The 23080-nt window shown below is 42.5% G+C and carries 28 protein-coding genes and 1 riboswitch; of the genes, 24 read left to right on the top strand and 4 right to left on the bottom strand.

The window, feature by feature from the left end; genetic code table 11:
- Positions 1–318: 318 nt before the first annotated feature.
- Positions 319–1725: a trypsin-like peptidase domain-containing protein gene (locus tag MHI46_RS15640; RefSeq protein WP_126682297.1), complete on the top strand. Its 1407-nt coding sequence runs from the start codon at positions 319–321 to the stop codon at positions 1723–1725.
- A 47-nt stretch (positions 1726–1772) separates the two neighbouring features.
- On the opposite strand, the gene MHI46_RS15635 is transcribed toward MHI46_RS15640, so the two are convergent.
- The gene (locus MHI46_RS15635) at positions 1773–2615 is read right to left on the bottom strand and encodes an oxidoreductase (RefSeq protein WP_260776107.1); all 843 of its coding nucleotides are present in this window, start codon (positions 2613–2615) and stop codon (positions 1773–1775) included.
- Positions 2616–2728: 113 nt separating this feature from the next.
- Between MHI46_RS15635 and MHI46_RS15630 the strand changes: the two genes are divergently transcribed.
- From MHI46_RS15630 to MHI46_RS15620, 3 genes are all read left to right on the top strand, one after another.
- Complete coding sequence (locus tag MHI46_RS15630) at positions 2729–3175, top strand: YusW family protein (protein ID WP_180272447.1); 447 nt, start codon at positions 2729–2731, stop codon at positions 3173–3175.
- A gap of 145 nt (positions 3176–3320) precedes the next feature.
- Positions 3321–4151, top strand: a complete 831-nt coding sequence (locus tag MHI46_RS15625; RefSeq protein ID WP_008347057.1) for an ABC transporter ATP-binding protein — start codon at positions 3321–3323, stop codon at positions 4149–4151.
- A 71-nt stretch (positions 4152–4222) separates the two neighbouring features.
- Positions 4223–4474: a YusU family protein gene (locus MHI46_RS15620; RefSeq protein WP_024423411.1), complete on the top strand. Its 252-nt coding sequence runs from the start codon at positions 4223–4225 to the stop codon at positions 4472–4474.
- Positions 4475–4507: 33 nt separating this feature from the next.
- Here MHI46_RS15620 and MHI46_RS15615 read toward each other — a convergent pair whose 3' ends face one another.
- From MHI46_RS15615 to MHI46_RS15605, 3 genes are read right to left on the bottom strand one after another with little or no spacing between them, the layout of a single operon-like run.
- Positions 4508–4855, bottom strand: coding sequence for a spore coat protein (locus tag MHI46_RS15615; RefSeq protein ID WP_039181293.1), 348 nt, complete (start codon positions 4853–4855; stop codon positions 4508–4510).
- Positions 4856–4866: 11 nt separating this feature from the next.
- Positions 4867–5118, bottom strand: coding sequence for a hypothetical protein (locus MHI46_RS15610; protein WP_047202428.1), 252 nt, complete (start codon positions 5116–5118; stop codon positions 4867–4869).
- A 26-nt stretch (positions 5119–5144) separates the two neighbouring features.
- Positions 5145–5282: a YuzL family protein gene (locus MHI46_RS15605; protein WP_003212904.1), complete on the bottom strand. Its 138-nt coding sequence runs from the start codon at positions 5280–5282 to the stop codon at positions 5145–5147.
- A 199-nt stretch (positions 5283–5481) separates the two neighbouring features.
- Between MHI46_RS15605 and MHI46_RS15600 the strand changes: the two genes are divergently transcribed.
- The 20 genes from MHI46_RS15600 to MHI46_RS15505 all read left to right on the top strand — a co-directional run bounded on the left by MHI46_RS15600 (position 5482) and on the right by MHI46_RS15505 (position 23080).
- Positions 5482–7869, top strand: a complete 2388-nt coding sequence (locus MHI46_RS15600) for a 3-hydroxyacyl-CoA dehydrogenase/enoyl-CoA hydratase family protein (RefSeq protein WP_260774796.1) — start codon at positions 5482–5484, stop codon at positions 7867–7869.
- A 12-nt stretch (positions 7870–7881) separates the two neighbouring features.
- Positions 7882–9057, top strand: a complete 1176-nt coding sequence (locus MHI46_RS15595; protein ID WP_260774795.1) for an acetyl-CoA C-acetyltransferase — start codon at positions 7882–7884, stop codon at positions 9055–9057.
- Between the two features lie 14 nt (positions 9058–9071).
- Positions 9072–10853: an acyl-CoA dehydrogenase family protein gene (locus MHI46_RS15590; protein ID WP_144494165.1), complete on the top strand. Its 1782-nt coding sequence runs from the start codon at positions 9072–9074 to the stop codon at positions 10851–10853.
- 111 nt (positions 10854–10964) lie between these two features.
- Positions 10965–11321 carry an arsenate reductase family protein gene (locus tag MHI46_RS15585; protein WP_251181255.1) on the top strand — a complete coding sequence of 119 codons (357 nt, stop codon included), beginning with the start codon at positions 10965–10967 and terminating at the stop codon, positions 11319–11321.
- 66 nt (positions 11322–11387) lie between these two features.
- Positions 11388–11771 carry a glycine cleavage system protein GcvH gene (gcvH, locus tag MHI46_RS15580; RefSeq protein WP_008347039.1) on the top strand — a complete coding sequence of 128 codons (384 nt, stop codon included), beginning with the start codon at positions 11388–11390 and terminating at the stop codon, positions 11769–11771.
- A 44-nt stretch (positions 11772–11815) separates the two neighbouring features.
- Positions 11816–12052 (top strand): YusG family protein, encoded by a 237-nt coding sequence (locus MHI46_RS15575; protein ID WP_039181284.1) that lies wholly within the window; start codon positions 11816–11818, stop codon positions 12050–12052.
- Positions 12053–12183: 131 nt separating this feature from the next.
- Positions 12184–12528: a toprim domain-containing protein gene (locus MHI46_RS15570; protein ID WP_024423404.1), complete on the top strand. Its 345-nt coding sequence runs from the start codon at positions 12184–12186 to the stop codon at positions 12526–12528.
- Positions 12529–12541: 13 nt separating this feature from the next.
- A complete protein-coding gene (locus MHI46_RS15565; protein ID WP_342502926.1) occupies positions 12542–12844 on the top strand; it encodes a thioredoxin family protein in 303 nt (100 codons plus the stop codon).
- Positions 12845–12964: 120 nt separating this feature from the next.
- The gene (locus MHI46_RS15560; RefSeq protein WP_024423403.1) at positions 12965–13306 is read left to right on the top strand and encodes an SCP2 sterol-binding domain-containing protein; all 342 of its coding nucleotides are present in this window, start codon (positions 12965–12967) and stop codon (positions 13304–13306) included.
- Positions 13307–13408: 102 nt separating this feature from the next.
- Positions 13409–13517: riboswitch (SAM riboswitch) on the top strand.
- A gap of 154 nt (positions 13518–13671) precedes the next feature.
- The gene (locus tag MHI46_RS15555) at positions 13672–14697 is read left to right on the top strand and encodes a methionine ABC transporter ATP-binding protein (RefSeq protein ID WP_058838173.1); all 1026 of its coding nucleotides are present in this window, start codon (positions 13672–13674) and stop codon (positions 14695–14697) included.
- Positions 14690–15358 (top strand): methionine ABC transporter permease, encoded by a 669-nt coding sequence (locus MHI46_RS15550; RefSeq protein ID WP_079919062.1) that lies wholly within the window; start codon positions 14690–14692, stop codon positions 15356–15358. The genes MHI46_RS15555 and MHI46_RS15550 overlap by 8 nt, the downstream gene beginning before the upstream one ends.
- 14 nt (positions 15359–15372) lie before the next feature.
- Positions 15373–16194, top strand: coding sequence for a methionine ABC transporter substrate-binding lipoprotein MetQ (metQ, locus tag MHI46_RS15545; protein WP_024423400.1), 822 nt, complete (start codon positions 15373–15375; stop codon positions 16192–16194).
- Between the two features lie 103 nt (positions 16195–16297).
- Positions 16298–16666: a carboxymuconolactone decarboxylase family protein gene (locus tag MHI46_RS15540; RefSeq protein WP_003212803.1), complete on the top strand. Its 369-nt coding sequence runs from the start codon at positions 16298–16300 to the stop codon at positions 16664–16666.
- 215 nt (positions 16667–16881) lie between these two features.
- Positions 16882–17016: a hypothetical protein gene (locus MHI46_RS15535; RefSeq protein WP_254965641.1), complete on the top strand. Its 135-nt coding sequence runs from the start codon at positions 16882–16884 to the stop codon at positions 17014–17016.
- 213 nt (positions 17017–17229) lie between these two features.
- A complete protein-coding gene (sufC, locus tag MHI46_RS15530) occupies positions 17230–18015 on the top strand; it encodes a Fe-S cluster assembly ATPase SufC (protein WP_007500355.1) in 786 nt (261 codons plus the stop codon).
- 18 nt (positions 18016–18033) lie between these two features.
- Positions 18034–19347, top strand: a complete 1314-nt coding sequence (gene sufD / locus MHI46_RS15525) for a Fe-S cluster assembly protein SufD (protein WP_024423399.1) — start codon at positions 18034–18036, stop codon at positions 19345–19347.
- Positions 19347–20567, top strand: a complete 1221-nt coding sequence (locus MHI46_RS15520; RefSeq protein ID WP_064498067.1) for a cysteine desulfurase — start codon at positions 19347–19349, stop codon at positions 20565–20567. Before sufD ends, MHI46_RS15520 begins: the two co-directional genes overlap by 1 nt.
- The gene (sufU, locus tag MHI46_RS15515; protein WP_039181277.1) at positions 20557–21003 is read left to right on the top strand and encodes a Fe-S cluster assembly sulfur transfer protein SufU; all 447 of its coding nucleotides are present in this window, start codon (positions 20557–20559) and stop codon (positions 21001–21003) included. Before MHI46_RS15520 ends, sufU begins: the two co-directional genes overlap by 11 nt.
- Before the next feature lie 17 nt (positions 21004–21020).
- Positions 21021–22418, top strand: a complete 1398-nt coding sequence (gene sufB, locus MHI46_RS15510; protein ID WP_017368012.1) for a Fe-S cluster assembly protein SufB — start codon at positions 21021–21023, stop codon at positions 22416–22418.
- A 437-nt stretch (positions 22419–22855) separates the two neighbouring features.
- Positions 22856–23080, top strand: coding sequence for a helix-turn-helix transcriptional regulator (locus MHI46_RS15505; protein ID WP_342502925.1), 225 nt, complete (start codon positions 22856–22858; stop codon positions 23078–23080).

Here is a 23080-nt window from a genome sequence, read left to right as displayed (position 1 = left end):
CATCCTCTCAACGTCATTATAACGGGATACAAAGGCGGCATGTCAACAATCACATGCTTTTTTCACAATTTCACATATTCTTCTCATCATTATCCCATAATGTTTGATTATGATAAGGTCAAGGGAAAAAAGGGCATAGACAAAAGGCGGATGAATAGGTGCTTTTCATCAATGTGCGCACCTTGCTTTTTTTCTATGAATAAGTATTATATAATTTGACATATTGCCATAAAGTATTTTTCAATGATCTTTCCATTAAGAGGACCTGAGTCCTATCTAGACATATGAAATGAAACATGATGTAAAGGAGTGCAAGCGATGGATTTCCGAAGAGAAGATGAAGAGAATAAGATGAATCATCCAGAAAACACGAATCAAGACAATGAAATGAACCATCAAGAAGATACCCATCAAGAGAATGAGAAACAAATAGACGCACCAGAAAAAGAGAAGGAACTCGTTTTTCACCAGCATGAAAACGAAACATCTGCCGCGCAGGAGAGTGTGACGAATCATTCTCCTCAAATGGTGGATGACCGTGCGTCAAAAAAGGAGAAAAAGCGGAAGGCGGCATGGCTCAGCCCGATTCTTGGAGGAATTATTGGCGGGGGTCTTGTACTTGGCATTACACCGCTTTTGCCGCAGTCACAGGATACAGCTGCCAACACGCAAACGCAGACTGCATCAAGCGAACCGGCAGCCTCAGATAATTTCTCGACAAAACAAATCACCAATGCCACAAATGTTGCTGATATGGTAGAAGATTTAGAGCCCACTATTGTAGGGGTCTCAAACTATCAATCTACACAAAATTCATTTGGACTGAGCGGTGATCAAACAGAAGCTGAAGCTGGAACAGGCTCTGGTGTCATTTTCAAAAAAGATGGCAAAAAAGCGTACATTATTACAAATAACCACGTTGTCGAAGGGGCCAATAAATTAAAGGTCACACTATACGATGGAAAAACAAAAGACGCAAAGCTTGTCGGCAGTGATGTCATGACAGATTTAGCCGTTGTTGAAATCAATGCAGACGGCATTGATAAAGTGGCGAGCTTTGGTGATTCTTCTAAGCTTCGTGCTGGAGATAAAGTTATTGCCATTGGGAATCCGCTCGGTGCACAGTTTTCAGGTACTGTGACAGAAGGAATCATTAGTGGTCTTGATCGTACTGTTGAAGCAAATACGTCATCTGGTACAGTGGAGATGAATGTACTGCAAACAGATGCAGCCATTAACCCAGGAAACAGCGGGGGGCCACTGATCAATACAGATGGTCAAGTCATTGGTATTAACAGCTTGAAAATCAGCGAAAGCGGTGTGGAATCACTCGGATTTGCCATCCCAAGTAACGATGTCAAACCGATTGTAGATGAGCTGTTGAAAAATGGAAAAGTTGAACGTCCATACCTTGGCGTACAAATGATTGACCTTGAGCAAGTGCCTGAGACGTATCAGGAAAATACGCTCGGCTTATTTGATAAACAAATCGGCAAAGGCATTTACGTAAAGGATGTTTCAAAAGGTTCACCTGCGCAAAAAGCAGGCTTGAAATCTGGAGATGTCATCATCAAGTTCAAAGGGAAAGACGTAGTGAACAGCTCTCAGCTGAAAGAAATTCTTTACAAAGAAACAAAAGTCGGCGATAAAACCACAATGACTGTCATCCGTGAAGGAAAGAACAAAAATTTAGATATTACCCTTGGACAGTCAGAGAGCGAATAAATGAAAAAAACAGGTGGAGGTCAACATATCCACCTGTTTTTTTGTGCTTATTTTTTTGAAGAGAGTGTACGCAGTATGAGGTGTTCCCACATGTTCCACGGCAGAAGCTGTTTTGCTGTGAATGAAAGTCGTACGCCTTTTCCAACAAGATATCTCAGCCGTTTCAGCCGCTTCTTCTCTGCTAACCGAACAACAAGCGCTGCCACTTCACGAGGATCTCCATAGTTGGATTTCTGGGCATCAATATGGGCCATCATCTTTTGATAGAGTTTTATGTATTTCGATCCCTCTGCTGGCTGAATCATTTGCTCGTTCATGGAGGTATTCCAAATATTTGTTTGGAAAGAGCCCGGCTCAATTAAGGCCGCCTGGATACCGAACGAAGCTAGTTCAATCCGTAGGCTTTCTGTATAGCCTTCCAACGCAAACTTAGAGGATACATATGGAGAAAGTGCAGGCATTCCCATTAATCCGCTGATACTGCTCATATTGAAAATCTTTGCGCCGCTCGTCATAAACGGCAGGACTGCTTGGGTCATTTCCATCACACCGAAGACATTCACTTCAAATTGCTGGCGGTACGTGTCAACAGGAACCTCCTCCGCAAAACCAGCAAAGGCTGTTCCCGCATTGTTCACAAGCAGGGTAATAGGTGCGTAGGCATGAAGTTTCTTCTGAAATGCTTGGATCGACTGCGTATCAGTCACATCTAACGCTTCAATATGTATCATGCCGGATAAAGAGGCTTGCTCGATTTCTTCAGCGAGCTTTTTTGCATTGTTTTCCTGTCTGACGCCGGCAATCACTGTATAGCCCTGCTTGGCGAGATGCATCGTGATGAGCTTGCCAAAGCCGCTATTGGCACCAGTTACAATGGCTGTTTTTTTCATCATCCGGTTCTCCTTTTTGTTTAAATTTATCATAGTGAGATGTTTTATTGAATAACAAAAAGGAGCCTGGAGAAGAATAAAAAGCGATGCTGTGAAATAGGAGGAAACACATGATGTGTTGGAAGAAGGCGGGACAAATAGGAGTGCTGCTCTTTATGCTGTCCGGCTGTCAATCAATTGAACCATTACAACAAACACATGAAGCAGAGGCAGAAAGTCTGTCAGCTGTTCAAATGAAGGAACTGCCATTTCAGCATCTGCATCTGCATGTACAATATGGACAGAAAAACGAATTATACGAAGCGACCTACCGTCAGGCAAGAGGCAAAGAGGAGGCAATCATTCGTGATCATATGAATGGGGTCCGCTATGAAGGGGAAGAAGCCTTGCGCGAGATGAAGATGAAGCTGAATGATATGTCGATTCCTAGTGCAAAGATCAATGAAGCGTATGTAAATGAACTATTAGCTGCTTTTAATTTAGATGATGATTATCAGCGGATTCAGATCGATCTGAAGCTCGAGGATGGGACCAAACGTACATTCCAAAGGAAGAAATAAACGAGACTTTCTCATTTTTTAATTGAAAATGATTTTCAAGATCACTTAAATCTGATACACTAAATTGAGATAAGTGATCTTTTACGTCTGTACTAGACGATATTTCATATAAAAATTTGGATGAGAAAAGGAGCGTTTGAGCGGAATGAGTGCCATTTCTACTGAAGGTTTAAGCTTAGGCTACGGAGAAACAATGATCATCGATGAACTAAATGTATCAATCCCTAAGGGTGAAATCACAGTATTTATTGGCAGTAATGGATGCGGTAAATCCACGCTACTTCGCTCTTTGGCCCGTCTCATGAAGCCAATGGGTGGTTCTGTCCTGCTTGAAGGTCATTCCATTGCAAAATTACCAACAAAAGAAGTAGCGAAACAGCTCGCTATTCTTCCACAAGGACCAGAAGCGCCAGAAGGATTAACTGTGCATCAGTTAGTGAAGCAAGGCAGATATCCTTATCAAAATTGGCTGAAGCAGTGGTCGAAGCAAGATGAAGAAGCAGTGAATCGCGCATTGAAGTCAACAAAGATGGAAGATCTTGCTGATCGGACCGTTGATTCATTATCAGGTGGACAAAGGCAGCGTGCATGGATTGCGATGACGCTGGCCCAAGAGACCGATATTATTTTGTTAGATGAGCCGACGACATATTTAGACATGACGCATCAAATCGAAATTTTGGACCTTCTGTTTGATTTAAATGAGAAAGAGCAGCGCACGATTGTGATGGTTCTTCATGATCTCAATCTCGCATGCAGATATGCTCATCATCTTGTCGCGATTAAAGACAAGTCAATTTATGCAGAAGGCAGACCAGAAACAGTGATTAATTGTGATCTCGTGAAAAATGTCTTTGATATGAATTGCCAAGTGACAACAGATCCTCTATTTGGAACACCATTATGTATTCCGCACGGTAGAGGACGCTGTATTGTGCAGCAAGCGCAAGCTGAAACATTTCTTGCTGCAAGATAATCGTATGTCAAAAGCCTGACATCTGTGTCTCACAGAGTCAGGCTTTTTTCTGAAAAAGGAGCGGAATATCAATGGGAAATGAATTAGATGAAAAGCTGGAAGGCTTGCTTGATAAATATACAGAGCTGCTGCTCGGTGAATCAACAGACGAGCTGAAACAAGATGTGAAACAATGGGTGATCTACTCTCATATTGCCAAAAGCATGCCGCCGCTAGCAAAGCATTTCAATGAAACGTATCCGGAAGCAAAAGAAGAAATCAAACACACGATTCAACGAATCAAACAGTTGAACGAAGCTCATCGCGCCAATAAAGACCGTTAAAAAACTGCCAGCATCAGACTGGCAGTTTTTTTCTTATGACATTTGTGATGATCCGTACGGAGATTGATCTGTCAGTGTTTGCTGGAATTTCTGGTGTGTCTGCTGGAGCTTTTGCTGATCAGCCGCTTCAACAGAATACCAGCCATATCGGAACATGACATCATATAAATGTCTTTGTGTTTTCTGTGTTTCCAGCGCAATTCGCTGAATATCCTGGTAAAGAGATTCATGACTGAATTCATTGAGCGCTGTGTTGTATCCACTTGTCATGTATTTTTCAGTAGACAAGAGATCTGTAACGAAATCACGATCGTTCATGTTTGTAGTTGTGGGAACCGGGGTTTGTGGATTCCCGATTTTTTGTTGGTTTTGCTGTTCCATGTTTTTTCCTCCTATTGCATAAAGCCAGTAGACTGGCCTTGCCCTGAGCTGCCTAAATGCTGAAGAATTTGTGTGTAATGCTGATGATGCATTTGGCCAACTTGATTTAATTCTTGTTTCAATGTTTGATCCTGGCAATGCTCGGCCATAAAATGAGCCTTTTTCATGGCGATCAAGTTCCAGTTGAGCATATCCTCTAAGTACAAGGAATCCTTCACTGAAATGACTTCTGGGGGCATATTCATTGGCTGATTGTTCAACATGTGTTCCTCCTTACGATTTTGTTTCCTTACTGATTCTTTTTATATTGCTGATTTTGACTGGTTTTTTTCCCGCCTAGGTCTGCTTCCTGTGATGGACCTGCGTTTCCTTTTACACTTGCAGCACTTACTCCTGCTTTCGATGGGTTTTTCTTCAAACGAGACATGTGGACATCACCTCCATTCTTACAATTCCCTTTGATCTTTAATTCATACGCCGCAAAATAAGGCACATGAGAATGTGTAAATTTTTGAAATCCGCTATTGAACTGTTTCGGAAAATCTTTTAAGATAAAGAAAGAGGCATTGCTTTTTTTTGGACAAAAAATGAATGACTGTTCATTCAAAATGTTTAGGGGGATATTTATGGGCAAACATATTCGCAAGGCGGCTGTCATTGGTTCAGGTGTCATGGGCTCAGGCATTGCTGCGCATCTAGCCAATATCGGGATACCAGTAACACTGCTAGATATTGTGCCAAATGAACTGACAAAAGAAGAAACGGCGAAAAAGCGAACGCTTGATCACCCTAGTGTTCGGAATCGATTAAGTCAAGAAGCGATGAAAAAATTGTTAAAGCAAAAGCCAGCACCTCTTACTTCAGCAAAAAACCTATCATACATCACACCGGGAAATCTCACAGACCACCTTTCCTTATTACACGATGCTGACTGGATCATTGAAGTCGTCACTGAAAAGCTCAGCATAAAACAACACGTATTCTCTCTCATCGACGAACACCGCAAAGAAGGAAGCATCGTTTCGAGCAATACATCTGGTATTTCGGTTGAAAAAATGGCAGAAGGCCGATCAGATGATTTTAAACGCCACTTTTTAGGCACACATTTTTTTAACCCAGCTCGTTATTTAAAGCTCTTAGAAATCATTCCTATTCAAGAAACCGATCCAGAAGTACTTTCATTTATGAAAACATTTGGCGAGGATGTACTCGGCAAAGGTGTGGTTGAAGCTAAAGACACACCGAACTTTATTGCAAACCGCATTGGCACGTATGGGCTTCTTGTCACAGTGCGTGAAATGCTTGAGAACAAATACACCATTGGAGAAGTGGATTCTGTCACAGGACCTCTCATTGGAAGACCGAAAAGTGCGACCTTCCGTACACTTGATGTAGTGGGGCTTGACACATTTTCTCATGTGGCACGAAACGTCTATGAACAGGTAGAAGGAAAGGAAAAAGAGATTTTCCAGCTGCCTGAGTTTATTGAAAGAATGCTCGAAAAAGGATGGATTGGCAGCAAGGCAGGACAAGGATTTTATCAAAAAAATGGCAAGGTCATTTTAGAGCTTGATCCAGTGACGCTCACATATGGAGAGCGCACAAAGCTTAAAGATCCAGGCATTGAGATGGCGAAACAGCAAAAGGGTACAAAAGCAAAGTTGAAAGCGCTTATTTATCAAGATGGCCGTGCAGGGCAATTGCTTTGGAATATGACAGCGCCCGTACTTCTTTATTCAGCGCATCTAAAAGGCGAAATTGCGGATGATATTCAGTCCATCGATAACGCAATGAAATGGGGATTCGGCTGGCAGCACGGCCCATTTGAGCTGTGGGATGCAATAGGCGTCAAAAAAGCCGCCGAGCGCATGGAAGGAGAAGGCCACAGCATCCCAGCATGGGTGCAAGACATGCTGTCAAAAGGACACGACACATTCTATCAAGAGAATGCTGATGGAGAGCGTGCGTTTTATCAGGATGGGGCTTACGTACAGGAAAAAGGGAACGACAAACATATTTCTTTAGCTAGATTGAAAAAGAAACAGGACGTCATCTTCAAAAATTCTGGTGCGAGCTTGATTGATATTGGTGATGATGTCGCCTTGCTCGAATTTCACTCTAAAAGCAATGCCATTGGACTAGATGTCATCGATATGATCAATCGCGCTGTTGATGAGACGGAAAAGAATTACAAAGGGCTTGTCATCGGAAACCAAGGGAAGAACTTCTGTGTTGGCGCCAACCTTGCCCTAATTTTAATGGAAGCACAGGACGACAATTTCTTTGAAATTGACTTTGTGATCAGGCGCTTCCAGCAGGCGATGATGAAGGTGAAATATAGCGACCGCCCAGTTGTAGCCGCACCGTTTGGGATGACATTAGGAGGCGGTACGGAGGTTTGTCTGCCGGCAGCGGCTATACAGGCGTCCAGCGAAACTTACATGGGACTTGTGGAAGCGGGAGTTGGACTGATTCCAGGGGGCGGTGGAAATAAAGAATTATATCTTCGTCACCTGCAAGGGTCAGCGAAGCCGTCGCAGACGGCTATACAGGATGCCACGCTGAAAACATTTGAAACAATTGCAATGGCAAAAGTATCAACTTCAGCTGAGGAAGCGCGGGATATGAACATGCTCCGCGTGAGCGACCGGATTAGTATGAACGGGGATCACCTGATCTATGATGCAAAACAACTGGTGCTCTCTCTTGATGAAGCCGGTTATCGCGCGCCGCTCAAGCAAAAGGTGCCGATCATGGGAGAAACAGGCTATGCAGCGATGATTTTGGCTGCTGAAAATATGAGACTGTCAGGATACATTTCAGAGCATGACATGACCATCGTAAAAAAATTAGCTCATGTCATTTCCGGCGGGAAACTACCATTTGGAACAGAGGTAGAGGAGCAATACTTATTAGAGCTTGAAAGAGAAGCCTTTTTAAGTCTTGTAGGAGAAGTGAAATCACAGGCACGTATGCAGCACATGCTCGTCAAAGGAAAACCTTTACGTAACTAAGGGGGAGTCAAAATGAGAGAAGCAGTCATTGTCGCTGGCGCAAGAACACCAGTAGGGAAGGCGAAAAAAGGATCGTTAAAACATGTCCGGCCTGATGATATGGGCGCATTATGTGTAAAAGAAACGTTAAAGCGTGCCGGTGAATACGACGGTCAAATAGACGATTTGATCATTGGCTGTGCAACGCCAGAAGCAGAGCAGGGGTTAAATGTAGCACGAAATATTGGAGCACTAGCGGGACTGCCGTATACGGTACCTGCCATTACCATAAACCGTTACTGCTCGTCTGGTCTTCAGTCTATCGCTTATGCGGGTGAACGAATTATGCTCGGGCAGGCAGACACGATTTTAGCCGGAGGAGTCGAATCGATGTCGCAGGTGCCGATGATGGGGCATTCCATTCGTCCGAATGCTCTCTTGGCAGAGCAAGCACCTGAATACTACATGAGCATGGGGCACACGGCAGAGCAAGTGGCGCAAAAGTATCAGGTCACACGTCAAGATCAGGACGCCTTTGCGGTGAGGAGTCATCAAAAGGCAGCAAAGGCACTTCAAGAAGGGAAGTTTTCTGATGAAATTGTGCCCGTTGATGTAACAGACCGGCGGATAGGAGAACAATATCAATTAGAAGAGCATCAATTCACGTTCTCACAGGATGAAGGTGTGAGAGCAGGTACAACGGAAGAGATTCTTTCCACTTTGCGTCCAGCCTTTTCGACAAAAGGTACGGTGACTGCAGGGAACTCGTCTCAAACAAGTGACGGGGCTGCGTGTGTGATGATGATGGATCGCGAGAAAGCATCCTTACTTTCTCTTCAGCCGCTCGCTAAATTCAGAGCATTTGCTGTTGGCGGTGTACCGCCTGAGGTGATGGGGATCGGTCCGGTTGAAGCCATACCGCGTGCGCTGAAAATCGCTGGACTTGAGCTGAAGGATATTGGACTGTTTGAATTAAACGAAGCGTTTGCCTCTCAGGCAATTCAAGTCATTCGCCATTTAGGAATTGATGAAGAAAAAGTGAATGTCAACGGCGGGGCAATTGCGCTTGGACATCCGCTCGGCTGTACAGGAACAAAACTAACGCTGTCACTTATTCATGAAATGAAACGGCGAAACGAGCAATTTGGTATTGTCACAATGTGTATCGGCGGGGGCATGGGAGCAGCAGGAATTTTTGAATTGATCTAAAGGGGGAAATCAGGATGAAAGCATTGGAAGATGTAAAAAAGGGTGGAAGCTTTTTAATTGATGAGACGAATTATGAGCATATCTTTACACCGGAGGATTTCTCTGATGAACATCAAATGATTGGAAAGACAACAGAGGATTATATATTACAAGATGTGGTTCCGCATATAGATCAAATTGAAAACCATGAGTTCGAGCATTCGGTCAGGCTTCTCAAAAAGGCTGGAGAGCTTGGGCTTTTAGGAGCCGATGTACCTGAAGAATTCGGCGGGCTTGGATTAGATAAAATCAGTTCAGCAATCATTACTGAAAAATTCGCTAGAGCAGGCAGCTTCTCACTTTCCTATGGCGCTCATGTCGGTATTGGTTCTCTGCCGATCGTGCTCTTCGGAAATCAAGCGCAAAAGGAAACGTACCTGCCAGGACTCGCCTCTGGTGAAACCATTGCGGCGTACGCACTCACTGAGCCAGGATCAGGCTCTGACGCTCTTGGAGCAAAAACAACTGCGGTTCTGAATGAAGCAGGTACCCATTATGTCCTCAATGGAGAAAAGCAGTGGATCACAAACTCCGCATTTGCCGATGTCTTTGTTGTATATGCGAAGATTGATGGTGAACACTTCTCTGCTTTTATTGTCGAAAAGGATTTTCCAGGTGTCAAAACGGGACCTGAAGAGAAAAAGATGGGCATTAAAGGATCATCGACAAGAACATTAATTCTTGAAGATGCCCAAGTACCGAAGGAGAATTTGCTCGGTGAAGCTGGCAGAGGACATGTGATTGCCTTTAACATTTTAAATATCGGACGCTACAAGCTGGCAGTCGGCACAATCGGTGCATCAAAGCGCGTGATTCAATTGTCGGCCGAATATGCGAACCAGCGTAAGCAGTTCAAAACACCAATTTCTCAATTCAGCTTAATTGGTGAAAAAGCAGCCAATATGTCAGCAAAGCTCTATGCGATGGAAAGTGCTGTTTACCGCACGGTTGGATTATTTGAACAGCGGATGGGTCTATTAAGTGACGAAGAGCAAAAAGACGGCAAACAAATTGCTCAATCCATTGCGGAATATGCGATTGAATGCTCTCTCTGTAAAGTCCTTGGCTCTGAAACGTTAGATTATATTGTGGATGAAGGCGTGCAGATTCACGGCGGATATGGATTCATGCAAGAATACGAGGTCGAAAGAGCCTATCGCGACTCACGAATTAACCGGATCTTTGAAGGGACAAACGAAATCAACCGTTTGCTTGTACCAGGTACATTCTTGAAGAAAGCGATGAAAGGAGAGCTTCCGCTGCTTCAAAAAGCGCAGACCTTACAGGAAGAGCTAATGATGATGATGCCGGAAGAGCCAGGCGATCAGCCGCTCGATCAAGAAAAATATTTGCTCGCCCATGCGAAAAAGGTCGCCTTAATGGTAGCTGGTATGGCAGCCATGAAATACGGGAAAGCCTTAGACAAAGAGCAAGAAATTCTTGTGAACATAGCCGATATCGTCAATGAAATTTTTGCTGCTGAATCAGCAATTTTGCGTACGGAAAAGGCAATCGCTGCATCAGGCGTAGAAAAGAACGCTCAAAAGCTGGCTTACACACAAATTTTCACGCAGGAGGCTTTCTTAAAGATTGAAGCCCATGCAAAAGAATCCTTGATTGCGATGGAGGAAGGAGATTCACTCCGCATGAGCCTGTCAGCCCTTCGCAAGCTGACAAGATTTACTCCAATCAATGTCATCGCCAAAAAGCGTGAAGTGGCAAAACGAATCTTTGAAGCAGAGAAATATATCGTATAAGGATGGCTTAAAAGGTGCGGATATCACTCCGCACCTTTTTGTAAGCATACATTTAGGTTTTTAAAATATTTTGTGATAAAATGTTGTCACAATTTGCAGGAGGTGAAAATGGTGGCTTTAGATTTTTACGAATACCCATCTTGCGGTACATGCCGAAAAGCAAAAAAGTGGCTGGAAGCACACAATAAAGACATCAACAGCATACATATCGTCGAAGAGACGCCTGATAAAGAAACATTAAAAGCCCTTTACGAAAAAAGCGGTTTAGAGCTGAAGAAATTCTTTAATACAAGCGGACAAAAATACCGGGAGCTGCAGCTGAAAGATCAACTTCCTGCAATGTCAGAGGACGAGCAGCTAGAATTACTCGCGTCTAACGGAATGCTGATCAAGCGCCCGATTATAACAGACGGTAAACGAGTAACAGTTGGATTTAACGAAGATACATTTAAAAGCGTCTGGAAATGATGTAACTTTCATTCAGATTGTGGTATCTTCAATATAGATTGTAAGAAAAGACTGGAGGGGTATTGAATGAGCACACCAAAAGATTTACGTTATTCAGAAGAACATGAATGGGTCAAAGTAGAAGGAGATAAGGTGCGTATCGGTATTACGCATTTTGCTCAATCTGAGCTTGGCGATATCGTGTTCGTTGAGCTTCCTGAAGTAGGAGACAAAATCACAGCGGACGAGCCTTTCGGAAGTGTAGAATCAGTGAAAACAGTTTCTGAACTTTATGCACCGATCAATGGCACAATCGTCGAAGTGAACGATGAGCTGGATGACAGCCCAGAATTCGTCAACGACTCTCCATATGAAAAAGCATGGATGATCGTTGTAGAACCAGCTGATGCATCTGAAATCGAGAACTTAATGACTGCTGAGCAATATGAAGAAATGACAAAAGAAGACTAATTCATGTGAAATTGGACACTCTACCTTTATGGGGGGTGTCCAATTTGTCTTTTCAAAAAGAACAGGTGGATATAACAGAGCATGTCACTGGACGATTCAAAGAAAGCGGCATGGTGCTTTATCATCAAAATGAAGAGATTGGCACAATGATTAGTGAAAACCAATATGAGCTGAAATCGGGATATTCCTATGATCAAAATCGTTTTTATCGTCTAACGGATACATTGACCGATGGGACAGAAAAATATGTAGACTGTGACGATGAAAATGGGTGGTGCTAATCACAGAGGAGACTGCAGTGAACAAAAACTGCAGTCTTTTTGATGACGAGGCGCCCAATCTTTACAACCTGGATGAAAGATTGTAATCTAAGGAAGAAGTGAATCAACGTCAAAAGGGCCGGGTGATCGTGATGAATGTCGAGATAGAAAAGGTCATCATTGTAGAAGGTAAAACAGACAAACAAAAGCTGAAAGAAGTCATAAGTGAACCTGTTACCATCATTTGCACCAATGGCACGATCAGTACATCGAAGCTGGACCAGCTTGTGGACGATTTAGTGGGGAAAGACGTTTACATATTAGCAGACAGTGACGATGCAGGCGACAAACTGCGGAAGCAATTTCGAAAAGAATTCCCTGAAGCACTTCATCTTTTTGTCGATAGAACGTACCGCGAAGTGGCCGCTTCACCGTCAGCCCACATTGCATCTATCCTATTAGCTGCAAACATTGATGTTCATTCGAAATATTTATGAGGGTGGACGTATTATGAAAGAGATTGAAGAACGCGAATTCAAAGAGATAGAGGACGATTTATTTCTTTTATACTTATATACACCGTTTTGCGGAACATGCCAGCTGGCAAAGAAAATGCTGGCAGTCGTAGACGCCATGCAGCCGGATGTACCATTTTACGAAAACAATTTAAACTATTCACCAGGTTTTGCAAAAGCATTTGAGATCGAGAGTGTTCCTTGCTTTCTACTGTTTAAAAAAGGAGAGTTGGTGCAAAAAGGCTATGCCTTTCACTCAGTTCCATATCTTCATGAAATGATTGAAACCGCTAAATAAAGCGGTTTTTTGTCATATTTCAAGAAATTCATTTGAAAATTTGTCGAGTTATTTATAAAGGACAAGAAGATGTTTGTAGAGAAATGTTATGTATAACCAAATGACAGGGAGGTTATACATGTGGAAAATGTGAAAGCCCATGGTAACACAGGGCAGCGTTTACTATTAAAACCGCTGCTCTCATCATCATCCTTGAAGATTACATTTGAGGCGGAAACTGACTCTTGTACATTGATTGTGGATGAACGTGGTGAAGTGAAGAAACTACCTGCAATTGAGTTATCGGATCTCATCTTTTATGGTGAGAGGAAAGAGATTCTACAATTATTAGATGGAGATATGTCCTTACAGCAGTTAATCAGCAGAGGACAAGTCAAAGTCAAAGGGTCATTCCGTGCGCTCCTTAGACTAGAGGCAGTGCTTTGGCTGACGAACGGTTTTTTTCGAAAAATGATAACGTAGTTGTTTACTTGGAAATTAGCGATTTACAGCGTTGACATATCTCAGATAGCATGATATTCTACGTTAGTAAAAACATGAACATCACATAAAACAACATATTTTCTCTTATTAAGAGAGGTGGAGGGACGTGCCCTATGAAACCCGGCAACCGTCAGCATAGCTGAAATTGGTGCCAATTCACTCAAAGCCGCAGCGCTTTGAAAGATGAGAGAAAGGCGTAATTGACATAAAAGGCCTTTCTGCTTGCGTTGCAGTTAGGTCTTTTTTACTGACCTGGCGTCAGGCTAGAGTCATGACAGAAAGAAGAATAAATAACGTATGTGATGGAAACCTATAGATTCAGCAAGAAAGCAGGTGATCAGACTGTGATCCATTTACAGAATGTATCAAAAACGTATCATTCAAAAAGCGGAAATGTTGATGCCGTGAAAGACGTCAACTTGGATATTGATAAAGGTGAAATATTCGGAATTATCGGGTATAGTGGTGCAGGAAAAAGCTCGCTTATTCGCCTATTAAACGGTCTGGAGCTGCCAACAGAAGGAATTGTTGAAGTGGCAGGCAACCGGATCAATGAAGTATCGAATGCGAAACTTCGGAAAGCAAGACAAGAAATCAGCATGATCTTCCAGCACTTTAACCTACTTTGGTCAAGAACGGTGAGACAGAATATTATGTTCCCGCTGGAGATCGCAGGGGTACCGACATCAAAACGGAGAGAACGTGCGAATGAACTGATTAAATTGGTCGGTTTAGAAGGAAAAGAAAATGCGTATCCGTCTCAGCTGAGCGGCGGGCAAAAACAGCGTGTCGGCATTGCGAGAGCATTAGCGAATGATCCAAAGGTTCTTCTATGTGACGAAGCGACATCTGCGCTAGATCCGCAAACGACCGATTCAATCCTTGAGCTTTTGGCCGATATCAATAAACGGTTAGGGCTCACGATTGTGCTCATTACACATGAAATGCACGTCATTCGCAAAATTTGTCATCGCGTCGCGGTCATGGAAAATGGACGTATTGTCGAAGAAGGCGAAGTATTGCGTGTCTTCAGACAGCCGAAGGAAGAAATGACGAAGCGATTTGTGAAACAGCTTGCGGAACCAGAAGAAGCGAAAGAAACAATCGAGCACGTCCTAGAACGAGTAAAAGAAGGTCAGGTCGTACGGTTGTCCTTTATTGGAGACTCTGCCGAGCAGCCACTGATCACAGAAATCATTCGATCGTTTCATGTCGATGTGAACATCCTTCAAGGGAAGATTTCTCAAACGCAGGAAGGCGCGTTTGGAACACTCTTTATCCACATTAATGGAGAAGAGACCGAGGTAGAAAAAGCCATCGCCTATATCCAAAGCAAACAGGTTGAAATCGAGGTGATGACACATGTTTGAGAAATGGTTTCCGAACGTTGATTTAGACGTCATCTGGAGTGCAACAGGTGAAACGGTGTATATGACACTGATTTCATTGGCATTTGCCTTTGTCATCGGGATTATCTTAGGGCTCCTGCTCTTCCTTACAGGAAAAGGCGGTCTTTGGGAAAATAAACCGATTAATGCTGTCATCGGCGCTGTCGTCAACATTTTCAGATCGATTCCTTTTATCATTTTAATTATTCTTTTACTAGGGTTCACGAAATTCTTAATGCATACGATTCTAGGTCCAAATGCAGCACTCCCTGCCCTTGTCATAGGGTCAGCTCCATTCTATGCACGTCTTGTCGAAATTGCACTGCGTGAGGTAGACAAAGGAGTCATTGAAGCAGCACGATCAATGGGAGCAAAAACGTCGACAATCATTTTCAAAGTATTGCTTCCAGAATCATTGCCAGCCCTTATTTCAGGTATTACCGTAACAGCGATTGCTCTAATTGGCTCTACTGCGATTGCAGGTGCAATTGGAGCAGGCGGACTTGGTGACCTCGCCTATGTGGAAGGGTACCAATCTGGTAATACAGATGTCACACTTGTAGCCACTGTGTTTATTCTCATCATCGTCTTTATTATTCAAATAATCGGTGATTTGATTACAAATAAAATTGATAAACGTTAAGGGAGGATTTATTCATGAAGAAATTGATTTTAAGTGCACTATTTCTAGCATTTGCAGGTATTTTAGCTGCGTGCGGTTCATCTAATAACGCAAGTGAAAGCAAAACCATTACGGTTGCCGCTTCAAAAACGCCGCATGCCGAAATTCTTGAAGAAGCAAAACCACTTCTAAAAGAAAAAGGCTACGATTTAAAAGTGAAAGTGCTTAGCGATTATAAAATGTACAACAAAGCGTTAGCTGAAAAAGAAGTGGATGCGAACTTTTTCCAACATATCCCTTACTTAAACGAAGAAAATAAATCAAACAAAGATTATAACCTAGTGAGTGCTGGTGCGGTTCACCTTGAGCCTTTCGGTATCTACTCTAAGAAATACAAATCAGTAAAAGATATTCCAAACGGCGGCACAATCATCATGACAAACAACGTAGCTGAACAAGGCCGTATGCTTGCCCTTCTGCAAAATGCTGGTGTCATCAAGCTTGATCCAAAGGTTGATACAATCAACGCAACAGTAAAGAACATTAAAGAAAACCCAAAGAACCTAAAATTCAAAAAAATCGCGCCTGAATTAACTGCGAAAGCTTATGAAAACAGTGAAGGCGATGCTGTATTTATCAACGTCAACTATGCGATCCAAAATAAATTGAATCCGAAAAAAGATTCAATCGAACTTGAGCAAACAAAGAACAACCCATATGCAAACATCGTTGCGGTTCGCAAAGGTGACGAAAAATCAGATAAGATCAAGGCATTAATGGAAGTTCTTCACTCTGATAAAATCAAAGAATTCATCGACAAAAAATATGACGGTGCAGTATTGCCTGTATCTGAATAACAACATTTCAACCTCGCTTTCCTCAAAGCGAGGTTTTTTGTGTATTTTTTCAAATCTCGCTCATAATAAAAACGTACAAATGACCTGAAGGGATGGAATCAAAATGAATGAACAGCATATGAGCGGATCCATGCAGCAATCACTGACTGATTATAAAACCGCAATGGGTGAATTCCAGAAGAAAATGCCGGTGTTTGGAAAGAAATTTAATGAATTTACGGAGCAGTGCTTTCAAAGCGATTCATTAACGCAAAAGGAAAAACAAATGATTGCCCTCGGCATCAGTATTCATGCGCAGGATGAATACTGCATGATTTATCATACAAAGGGAGCGCTCGATCAAGGGGCGACAGAAGAGAATCTGCTAGAGGTTGTGAGCGTGGCGGCAGCTTTTGGCGGCGGGGCAGCACTAAGCCAAGGAATCACTGTCGTTCAGCAATGTATTGATGAATTTGGAGGACAGACGCATTAAAAGAAGGAAAACAAGGTATTTTTCCATATCAAGGAGTTGAGTACTTCTCAACCGAATGTGTGAGAAAATATGACGTCATAGAGCGTCATATCCCTTTTGAGTGAAGCCGCATACGTTTGCTACAATAAAGCTACACTCAAGGAAGGGAATGGTTTATTATTTGTTCGGACCATAGTACACTGGGATTGGATTATACCGCCGAGATGGAAAAGGCCATGCATCAAGCTCATGGCATGAGCTATGCAGAGTACGAAAGAGACCATGACTTAAGGATGAAAGTGGAATATAAACGAGAGCAGTCCTATCGAGATGAGAAAAGACAGCTCGCAAAAATGAATATAAGAGGCTAATAATAGCTGAGGGGCGGGGAGAACAGTTTCCCGCCCTTTCTTTATGAAAACAGTCTTTTCGACATAAATCCTTTTATCTACCTGCTTTTTTTGTTAGAATTTTGAGAGCATCCTCTCACGCTTATCGTGAATGTGTTGTATTCAGTTTTAATTTGTTATAAAATTAGAATGAGAATAAATTGAGAATAATGATTATTTTGGAGGTATCGATATATGACTGCTTCGACATTAACAATTAAGGACTTGCACGTTGAGATTGAAGGGAAAGAAATCTTAAAGGGTGTAAACCTCGAGATAAAAGGTGGAGAATTCCACGCAGTAATGGGACCAAACGGAACAGGTAAATCTACTTTATCTGCTGCAATTATGGGTCACCCTAAATATGAAGTAACAAAAGGCAGCATCTTGCTTGATGGCGAAGATGTCCTTGAAATGGAAGTAGATGAGCGCGCTCAAGCTGGTCTTTTCCTTGCGATGCAATACCCATCTGAAATCAGCGGTGTCACAAATGCTGACTTCCTTCGTTCTGCTATTAACGCACGCAGAGAAGAAGGCGATGAAATCTCTCTTATGAAGTTCATCCGCAAAATGGACGAAAACATGGAGTTCCTTGAAATGGACCCAGATATGGCACAGCGCTACTTAAACGAAGGTTTCTCAGGCGGGGAGAAAAAACGCAACGAAATTCTTCAATTAATGATGATTGAACCAAAGATCGCCATCCTTGACGAAATCGATTCTGGTCTTGATATCGATGCCCTGAAAGTTGTTTCTAAAGGAATTAACAAAATGCGCGGCGAAAGCTTCGGCTGCTTAATGATCACTCACTATCAGCGTCTACTGAACTACATCACACCAGATCACGTTCATGTCATGATGCAAGGTCGTATCGTGAAATCTGGCGGACCAGAACTCGCACAGCGTCTAGAAGCAGAAGGCTATGATTGGATTAAAAAAGAGTTAGGAATTGAAGACGAAACTGTTGGTCAAGAAGCGTAAGCGTTAGGAGGATTATTGATGACATTAGAAACGAAATTATCAGTAGATCAAGATTATGTCAAAAGCTTCTCCGAGAAGCATCAGGAACCGGCATGGATGAGCTCCCTTCGCTTACAGGCTCTTGAAAAAGCAGAAGACCTCCCAATGCCAAAGCCTGACAAAACGAATATTTCAAAATGGAATTTAACGAATTTCAAACAGCATACAGTCGAAAGTGCACCATTTGGATCATTAGAAGAGCTTCCTGAAGAAGTGAAATCTCTTATTGATTTAGAGGACACAGATAAGACAGTTTACATTCAGCGTGATCAAACGCCGGCCTATTTGTCTCTTTCAGCTGAAGCGAAAGACAAAGGTGTGATCTTCACGGATCTTCATACAGCGATTCGTGAGCATGGAGATTTAGTGAAACAATACTTCATGACAGATGCAGTGAAAGTGGATGAGCATAAACTAACAGCTTTACACGCTGCTTTAGTGAATGGCGGAGCTTTCCTCTATGTTCCGAAAAACGTTGAGCTTGAAGCACCAATTCAAGCTGTTTATCTTCATGAAAATGACGAAACGACTTTGTTCAACCATGTCATCGTCGTAGCAGACGATCATAGTGCTGTGACATATGTAGAAAACTACATCAGTACAGCAAAACCGGAAGAAGCGATCTTCAATATCGTTTCTGAAGTGTTCACAGGTGCAAACGCCCGCGTCACATACGGTGCTGTAGATAACCTTGCAGAAGGTGTCACAGTATATGTAAACAGACGTGGTATGGCTAATGGCCGTGACAGTAAAATCGAATGGGCGCTTGGTCTGATGAATGATGGAGACGTTGTGTCTGAAAACATCACAAAACTGATGGGCGACGGTACATTCGGTGATACGAAATCAGTTGTTGTCGGCCGAGGAAACCAAACAGAAAACTTCACAACAAGCATCATCCACTTCGGTAAAAACTCTGAAGGGTATATCTTGAAGCATGGTGTGATGAAGGATCAAGCATCCTCTATCTTTAACGGAATTGGCAAAATCGAGCATGGCGCAACAAAGTCAAATGCAGAGCAGGAATCACGTGTCCTCATGCTGAGTGAGAAAGCACGCGGTGACGCAAACCCAATTCTATTAATTGATGAAGATGATGTGACAGCAGGGCACGCTGCTTCTGTTGGACGTGTCGATCCAATTCAATTGTACTACCTCATGAGCCGCGGAATTTCCAAAGAAGATGCAGAAAGACTTGTGATTTACGGCTTCTTAAATCCAGTTGTGAAAGAACTGCCGATTGAAGGAGTTAAAAAGCAGCTGATTTCTGTAATTGAAAGGAAAGTAAAATAATGAATATCAAAGACGTTCGTGAGCAATTTCCAATCCTTCATCAGCAAGTGAACGGACATGATTTGGTGTATTTGGACAGTGCAGCGACTTCTCAAAAACCAAGAGTGGTCATTGATGCAATGAATGAGTATTACCGGTCTTACAACTCGAACGTCCACCGGGGTGTTCATACCCTTGGCACAAGAGCAACGGACGCATACGAGGGTGCGAGAGAGAAAGTTCGTGCATTCATCCGTGCTTCATCTGTCCAGGAGATTATTTTTACTAGAGGTACAACGACTGCACTAAACACAGTGGCGATCAGCTATGCTAGAGCCAACCTCAAAGAAGGCGATGAGATTGTCATTACGCATATGGAGCATCATGCGAATATCATCCCTTGGCAGCAAGCAGCGAAAGCAACTGGCGCCACATTGAAATACATTCCGTTACAGGAAGACGGCACGCTATCGCTTGAAGATGTGAAGCAAACGATCACACATCAAACGAAAATCGTCGCTGTCACACATGTCTCAAACGTATTAGGAACCATCAACCCGATTAAAGAGATCGCCAAAATTGCCCACGAACATGGGGCAATCATTGTCGTCGACGGTGCACAAAGCACTCCGCACATGCAAATTGATGTTCAGGATCTAGATTGTGACTTTTTCGCATTCTCTGGGCATAAAATGTGTGGACCGACTGGCATCGGTGTGCTTTACGGGAAGAAGGACCTGTTGAATAATATGGAGCCTGCTGAGTTTGGCGGTGAAATGATCGACTTTGTGGATCTGTATGATTCCACATGGAAAGAGCTGCCGTGGAAATTTGAAGCGGGAACACCGATTATTGCTGGAGCAGTTGGACTAGGAAAAGCAATTGACTTCCTAAATGACATCGGTATGGAGGAAGTCAGCCGTTACGAGCATCAGCTTGCCACTTACGCGCTTGAGCGCTTTAAGGAGCTTGAAGGTGCGACTGTTTATGGACCGCAGCACCGAGCTGGGCTTGTGACGTTTAACTTAGACGACGTCCATCCGCATGATGCGTCAACTGTTCTGGATACGGAAGGTGTCGCCATTCGTGCTGGACACCACTGTGCACAGCCGCTCATGAAATGGCTTGGTGTATCAGCGACTGCAAGAGCAAGCTTCTACCTGTATAATACAGAAGAAGAGATTGATCTACTCATTGCAGCGCTCCGTAAGACAAAGGAGTATTTTACGAATGTCTTTTAATGTAAACTTAGACACACTGTACAGACAAGTGATTATGGATCATTATAAAAATCCGAGAAACAAAGGTGTGTTAAACGACAGTATTGTCGTCGATATGAACAACCCAACGTGTGGTGACCGTATTCGTCTTACGATGAAAATCGAAGACGAAAAAGTCACTGATGCGAAATTTGAAGGAGAAGGATGCTCGATTTCGATGGCATCTGCCTCAATGATGACGCAGGCGATTAAAGGGAAAGATATTGAAACTGCTTTGAAAATGTCTCGGATTTTCTCCGATATGATGCAAGGAAAAGAATACGACGATTCCATTGATCTTGGTGACATTGAAGCGCTGCAGGGAGTGGCAAAATTCCCAGCCCGCATCAAATGTGCAACATTATCATGGAAGGCGCTTGAAAAAGGCGCATCTGCCGAAGATAACGGCAAATCATAAGATTGGAGTGAAAATGGATGGCTAAAAAAATGCCAGATGTTGGTGAATATAAATACGGCTTTTCTGATAAAGACGTTTCCATTTTCCGTTCAGAGCGCGGACTGACAAAAGAGATCGTTGAAGAAATTTCTCGTATGAAAGAAGAGCCTCAGTGGATGCTTGACTTCCGTTTGAAATCTCTTGAGCACTTTTACAACATGCCGATGCCACAATGGGGCGGAGATTTAAATGCATTAAATTTTGATGAAATTACGTACTACGTAAAGCCATCTGAGCGCTCTGAGCGTTCTTGGGATGAAGTACCAGAAGAAATCAAACAAACCTTTGATAAGCTTGGTATCCCAGAAGCAGAGCAAAAATATTTAGCAGGTGTATCTGCTCAGTATGAATCTGAAGTTGTGTATCACAACATGAAACAAGATCTTGAAGATCTAGGCATTGTGTTTAAAGATACAGACAGCGCATTAAAAGAGAACGAAGACATCTTCCGTGAGCACTGGGCAAAAGTCATTCCTCCGACTGACAACAAATTTGCTGCGCTTAACTCGGCTGTATGGTCTGGTGGTTCATTTATCTACGTACCAAAAGGCGTAAAAGTAGATACTCCACTTCAAGCATACTTCCGTATCAACTCTGAAAACATGGGTCAGTTCGAGCGTACACTGATCATCGTTGACGAAGGCGCACATGTGCATTACGTAGAAGGCTGTACGGCTCCAGTTTACACAACAAACTCACTTCACAGTGCGGTTGTTGAAATCATCGTCAAAAAAGGCGGCTACTGCCGTTATACAACGATTCAAAACTGGGCAAACAACGTCTTCAACCTTGTGACAAAACGTACGATTTGTGAAGAGAATGCAACAATGGAATGGATTGATGGAAACATCGGTTCTAAGCTGACAATGAAATACCCAGCAGTCATCCTAAAAGGTGAAGGCGCTCGTGGTATGACATTAAGTATTGCCCTTGCAGGTAAAGGTCAGCACCAAGATGCAGGTGCTAAAATGATTCACCTTGCACCAAACACATCTTCAACGATCGTATCGAAATCGATTTCGAAACAAGGCGGTAAAGTAACGTACCGCGGAATCGTTCACTTCGGACGCAAAGCAGAAGGTGCACGCTCAAACATCGAGTGTGACACACTCATCATGGATAACAAATCAACATCTGATACAATTCCTTACAATGAAATCTTAAACGACAACATTTCATTAGAGCACGAAGCGAAAGTATCAAAAGTATCAGAAGAACAGCTATTCTACTTGATGAGCCGCGGAATTTCTGAAGAAGAAGCAACAGAAATGATCGTCATGGGCTTCATCGAGCCATTCACAAAAGAACTGCCAATGGAATACGCCGTTGAAATGAACCGCTTGATTAAGTTTGAAATGGAAGGTTCTATTGGTTAATACAGAAAAAGCCTTTGTATATCAAGGGTTTGAGGGATCATTAAAAAATATAAAATTGAAGGCGTGCCGATTTGATTTTATCTTTTAGTGTAGGAGGCGAACTTTTGAAGTTCGTCTTCTTCTATTTTTTCAGTAATATCCAAGATGTTTTGATTGTTTTATGCCCAAAAGTGGGTAAAACGTGATTTCTAAAAACTTCAATTTGAGTAAAAGTTGATTCCTTTACATTAGCTTTTTATGTTCAAGCCAATCTTTCGTAACATCTTTAAATGCCATATTTCTATCGTTTTTGGTGTTTTGTTTGAAAGAAATCAAAATTTTTTGTAGAAGTAAGAAAACTGATAGGTATTTATTTGCCACAATATTCACATTCTAATTTAATTATTCACGTATTCGTGTTAAAATTTTGTTTAGAATGTTAAAAGGAGGCTTCAGCAATGGCTGTCCGCTACAATAAATTGTTCAAATTGCTTATAGATAAGGAAATGACAAATGCAGAACTTGCTGAAAAGGCGAGTATTAGTGCAAACATTATTACACGCTTAAAAAGAAATAGATATGTTTCACTTGAAAGTATAGAAAAAATCTGTATTGTACTTAATTGTGGAGTGGATGAAATATTAGAATTTATAACAGAAGACATAGATAATAGGAGGTTATAA

Origin of the sequence: Bacillus sp. FSL K6-1000, assembly GCF_038630785.1 — a bacterium.
Lineage (GTDB): Bacteria > Bacillota > Bacilli > Bacillales > Bacillaceae > Bacillus > Bacillus safensis.
The sequence above is the reverse complement of the archived record's forward strand: the minus strand, read 5'-3'. Positions and strand labels throughout refer to the sequence as shown.

Coding starts and splice junctions, on each gene's coding strand:
- sufD (WP_024423399.1), top strand. CDS start 18,034: ATGACATTAGAAACGAAATTATCAGTAGATCAAGATTATGTCAAAAGC.
- MHI46_RS15520 (WP_064498067.1), top strand. CDS start 19,347: ATGAATATCAAAGACGTTCGTGAGCAATTTCCAATCCTTCATCAGCAA.
- MHI46_RS15565 (WP_342502926.1), top strand. CDS start 12,542: ATGAAAGAGATTGAAGAACGCGAATTCAAAGAGATAGAGGACGATTTA.
- MHI46_RS15600 (WP_260774796.1), top strand. CDS start 5,482: ATGGGCAAACATATTCGCAAGGCGGCTGTCATTGGTTCAGGTGTCATG.
- MHI46_RS15635 (WP_260776107.1), bottom strand. CDS start 2,615: ATGAAAAAAACAGCCATTGTAACTGGTGCCAATAGCGGCTTTGGCAAG.
- sufB (WP_017368012.1), top strand. CDS start 21,021: ATGGCTAAAAAAATGCCAGATGTTGGTGAATATAAATACGGCTTTTCT.
- MHI46_RS15550 (WP_079919062.1), top strand. CDS start 14,690: ATGTTTGAGAAATGGTTTCCGAACGTTGATTTAGACGTCATCTGGAGT.
- MHI46_RS15540 (WP_003212803.1), top strand. CDS start 16,298: ATGAATGAACAGCATATGAGCGGATCCATGCAGCAATCACTGACTGAT.
- MHI46_RS15615 (WP_039181293.1), bottom strand. CDS start 4,855: ATGGAACAGCAAAACCAACAAAAAATCGGGAATCCACAAACCCCGGTT.
- metQ (WP_024423400.1), top strand. CDS start 15,373: ATGAAGAAATTGATTTTAAGTGCACTATTTCTAGCATTTGCAGGTATT.
- sufU (WP_039181277.1), top strand. CDS start 20,557: ATGTCTTTTAATGTAAACTTAGACACACTGTACAGACAAGTGATTATG.
- sufC (WP_007500355.1), top strand. CDS start 17,230: ATGACTGCTTCGACATTAACAATTAAGGACTTGCACGTTGAGATTGAA.
- MHI46_RS15595 (WP_260774795.1), top strand. CDS start 7,882: ATGAGAGAAGCAGTCATTGTCGCTGGCGCAAGAACACCAGTAGGGAAG.
- MHI46_RS15640 (WP_126682297.1), top strand. CDS start 319: ATGGATTTCCGAAGAGAAGATGAAGAGAATAAGATGAATCATCCAGAA.
- MHI46_RS15570 (WP_024423404.1), top strand. CDS start 12,184: ATGAATGTCGAGATAGAAAAGGTCATCATTGTAGAAGGTAAAACAGAC.
- MHI46_RS15610 (WP_047202428.1), bottom strand. CDS start 5,118: ATGTTGAACAATCAGCCAATGAATATGCCCCCAGAAGTCATTTCAGTG.
- MHI46_RS15630 (WP_180272447.1), top strand. CDS start 2,729: ATGTGTTGGAAGAAGGCGGGACAAATAGGAGTGCTGCTCTTTATGCTG.
- MHI46_RS15620 (WP_024423411.1), top strand. CDS start 4,223: ATGGGAAATGAATTAGATGAAAAGCTGGAAGGCTTGCTTGATAAATAT.
- MHI46_RS15625 (WP_008347057.1), top strand. CDS start 3,321: ATGAGTGCCATTTCTACTGAAGGTTTAAGCTTAGGCTACGGAGAAACA.
- MHI46_RS15505 (WP_342502925.1), top strand. CDS start 22,856: ATGGCTGTCCGCTACAATAAATTGTTCAAATTGCTTATAGATAAGGAA.
- gcvH (WP_008347039.1), top strand. CDS start 11,388: ATGAGCACACCAAAAGATTTACGTTATTCAGAAGAACATGAATGGGTC.
- MHI46_RS15605 (WP_003212904.1), bottom strand. CDS start 5,282: ATGTCTCGTTTGAAGAAAAACCCATCGAAAGCAGGAGTAAGTGCTGCA.
- MHI46_RS15535 (WP_254965641.1), top strand. CDS start 16,882: ATGCATCAAGCTCATGGCATGAGCTATGCAGAGTACGAAAGAGACCAT.
- MHI46_RS15590 (WP_144494165.1), top strand. CDS start 9,072: ATGAAAGCATTGGAAGATGTAAAAAAGGGTGGAAGCTTTTTAATTGAT.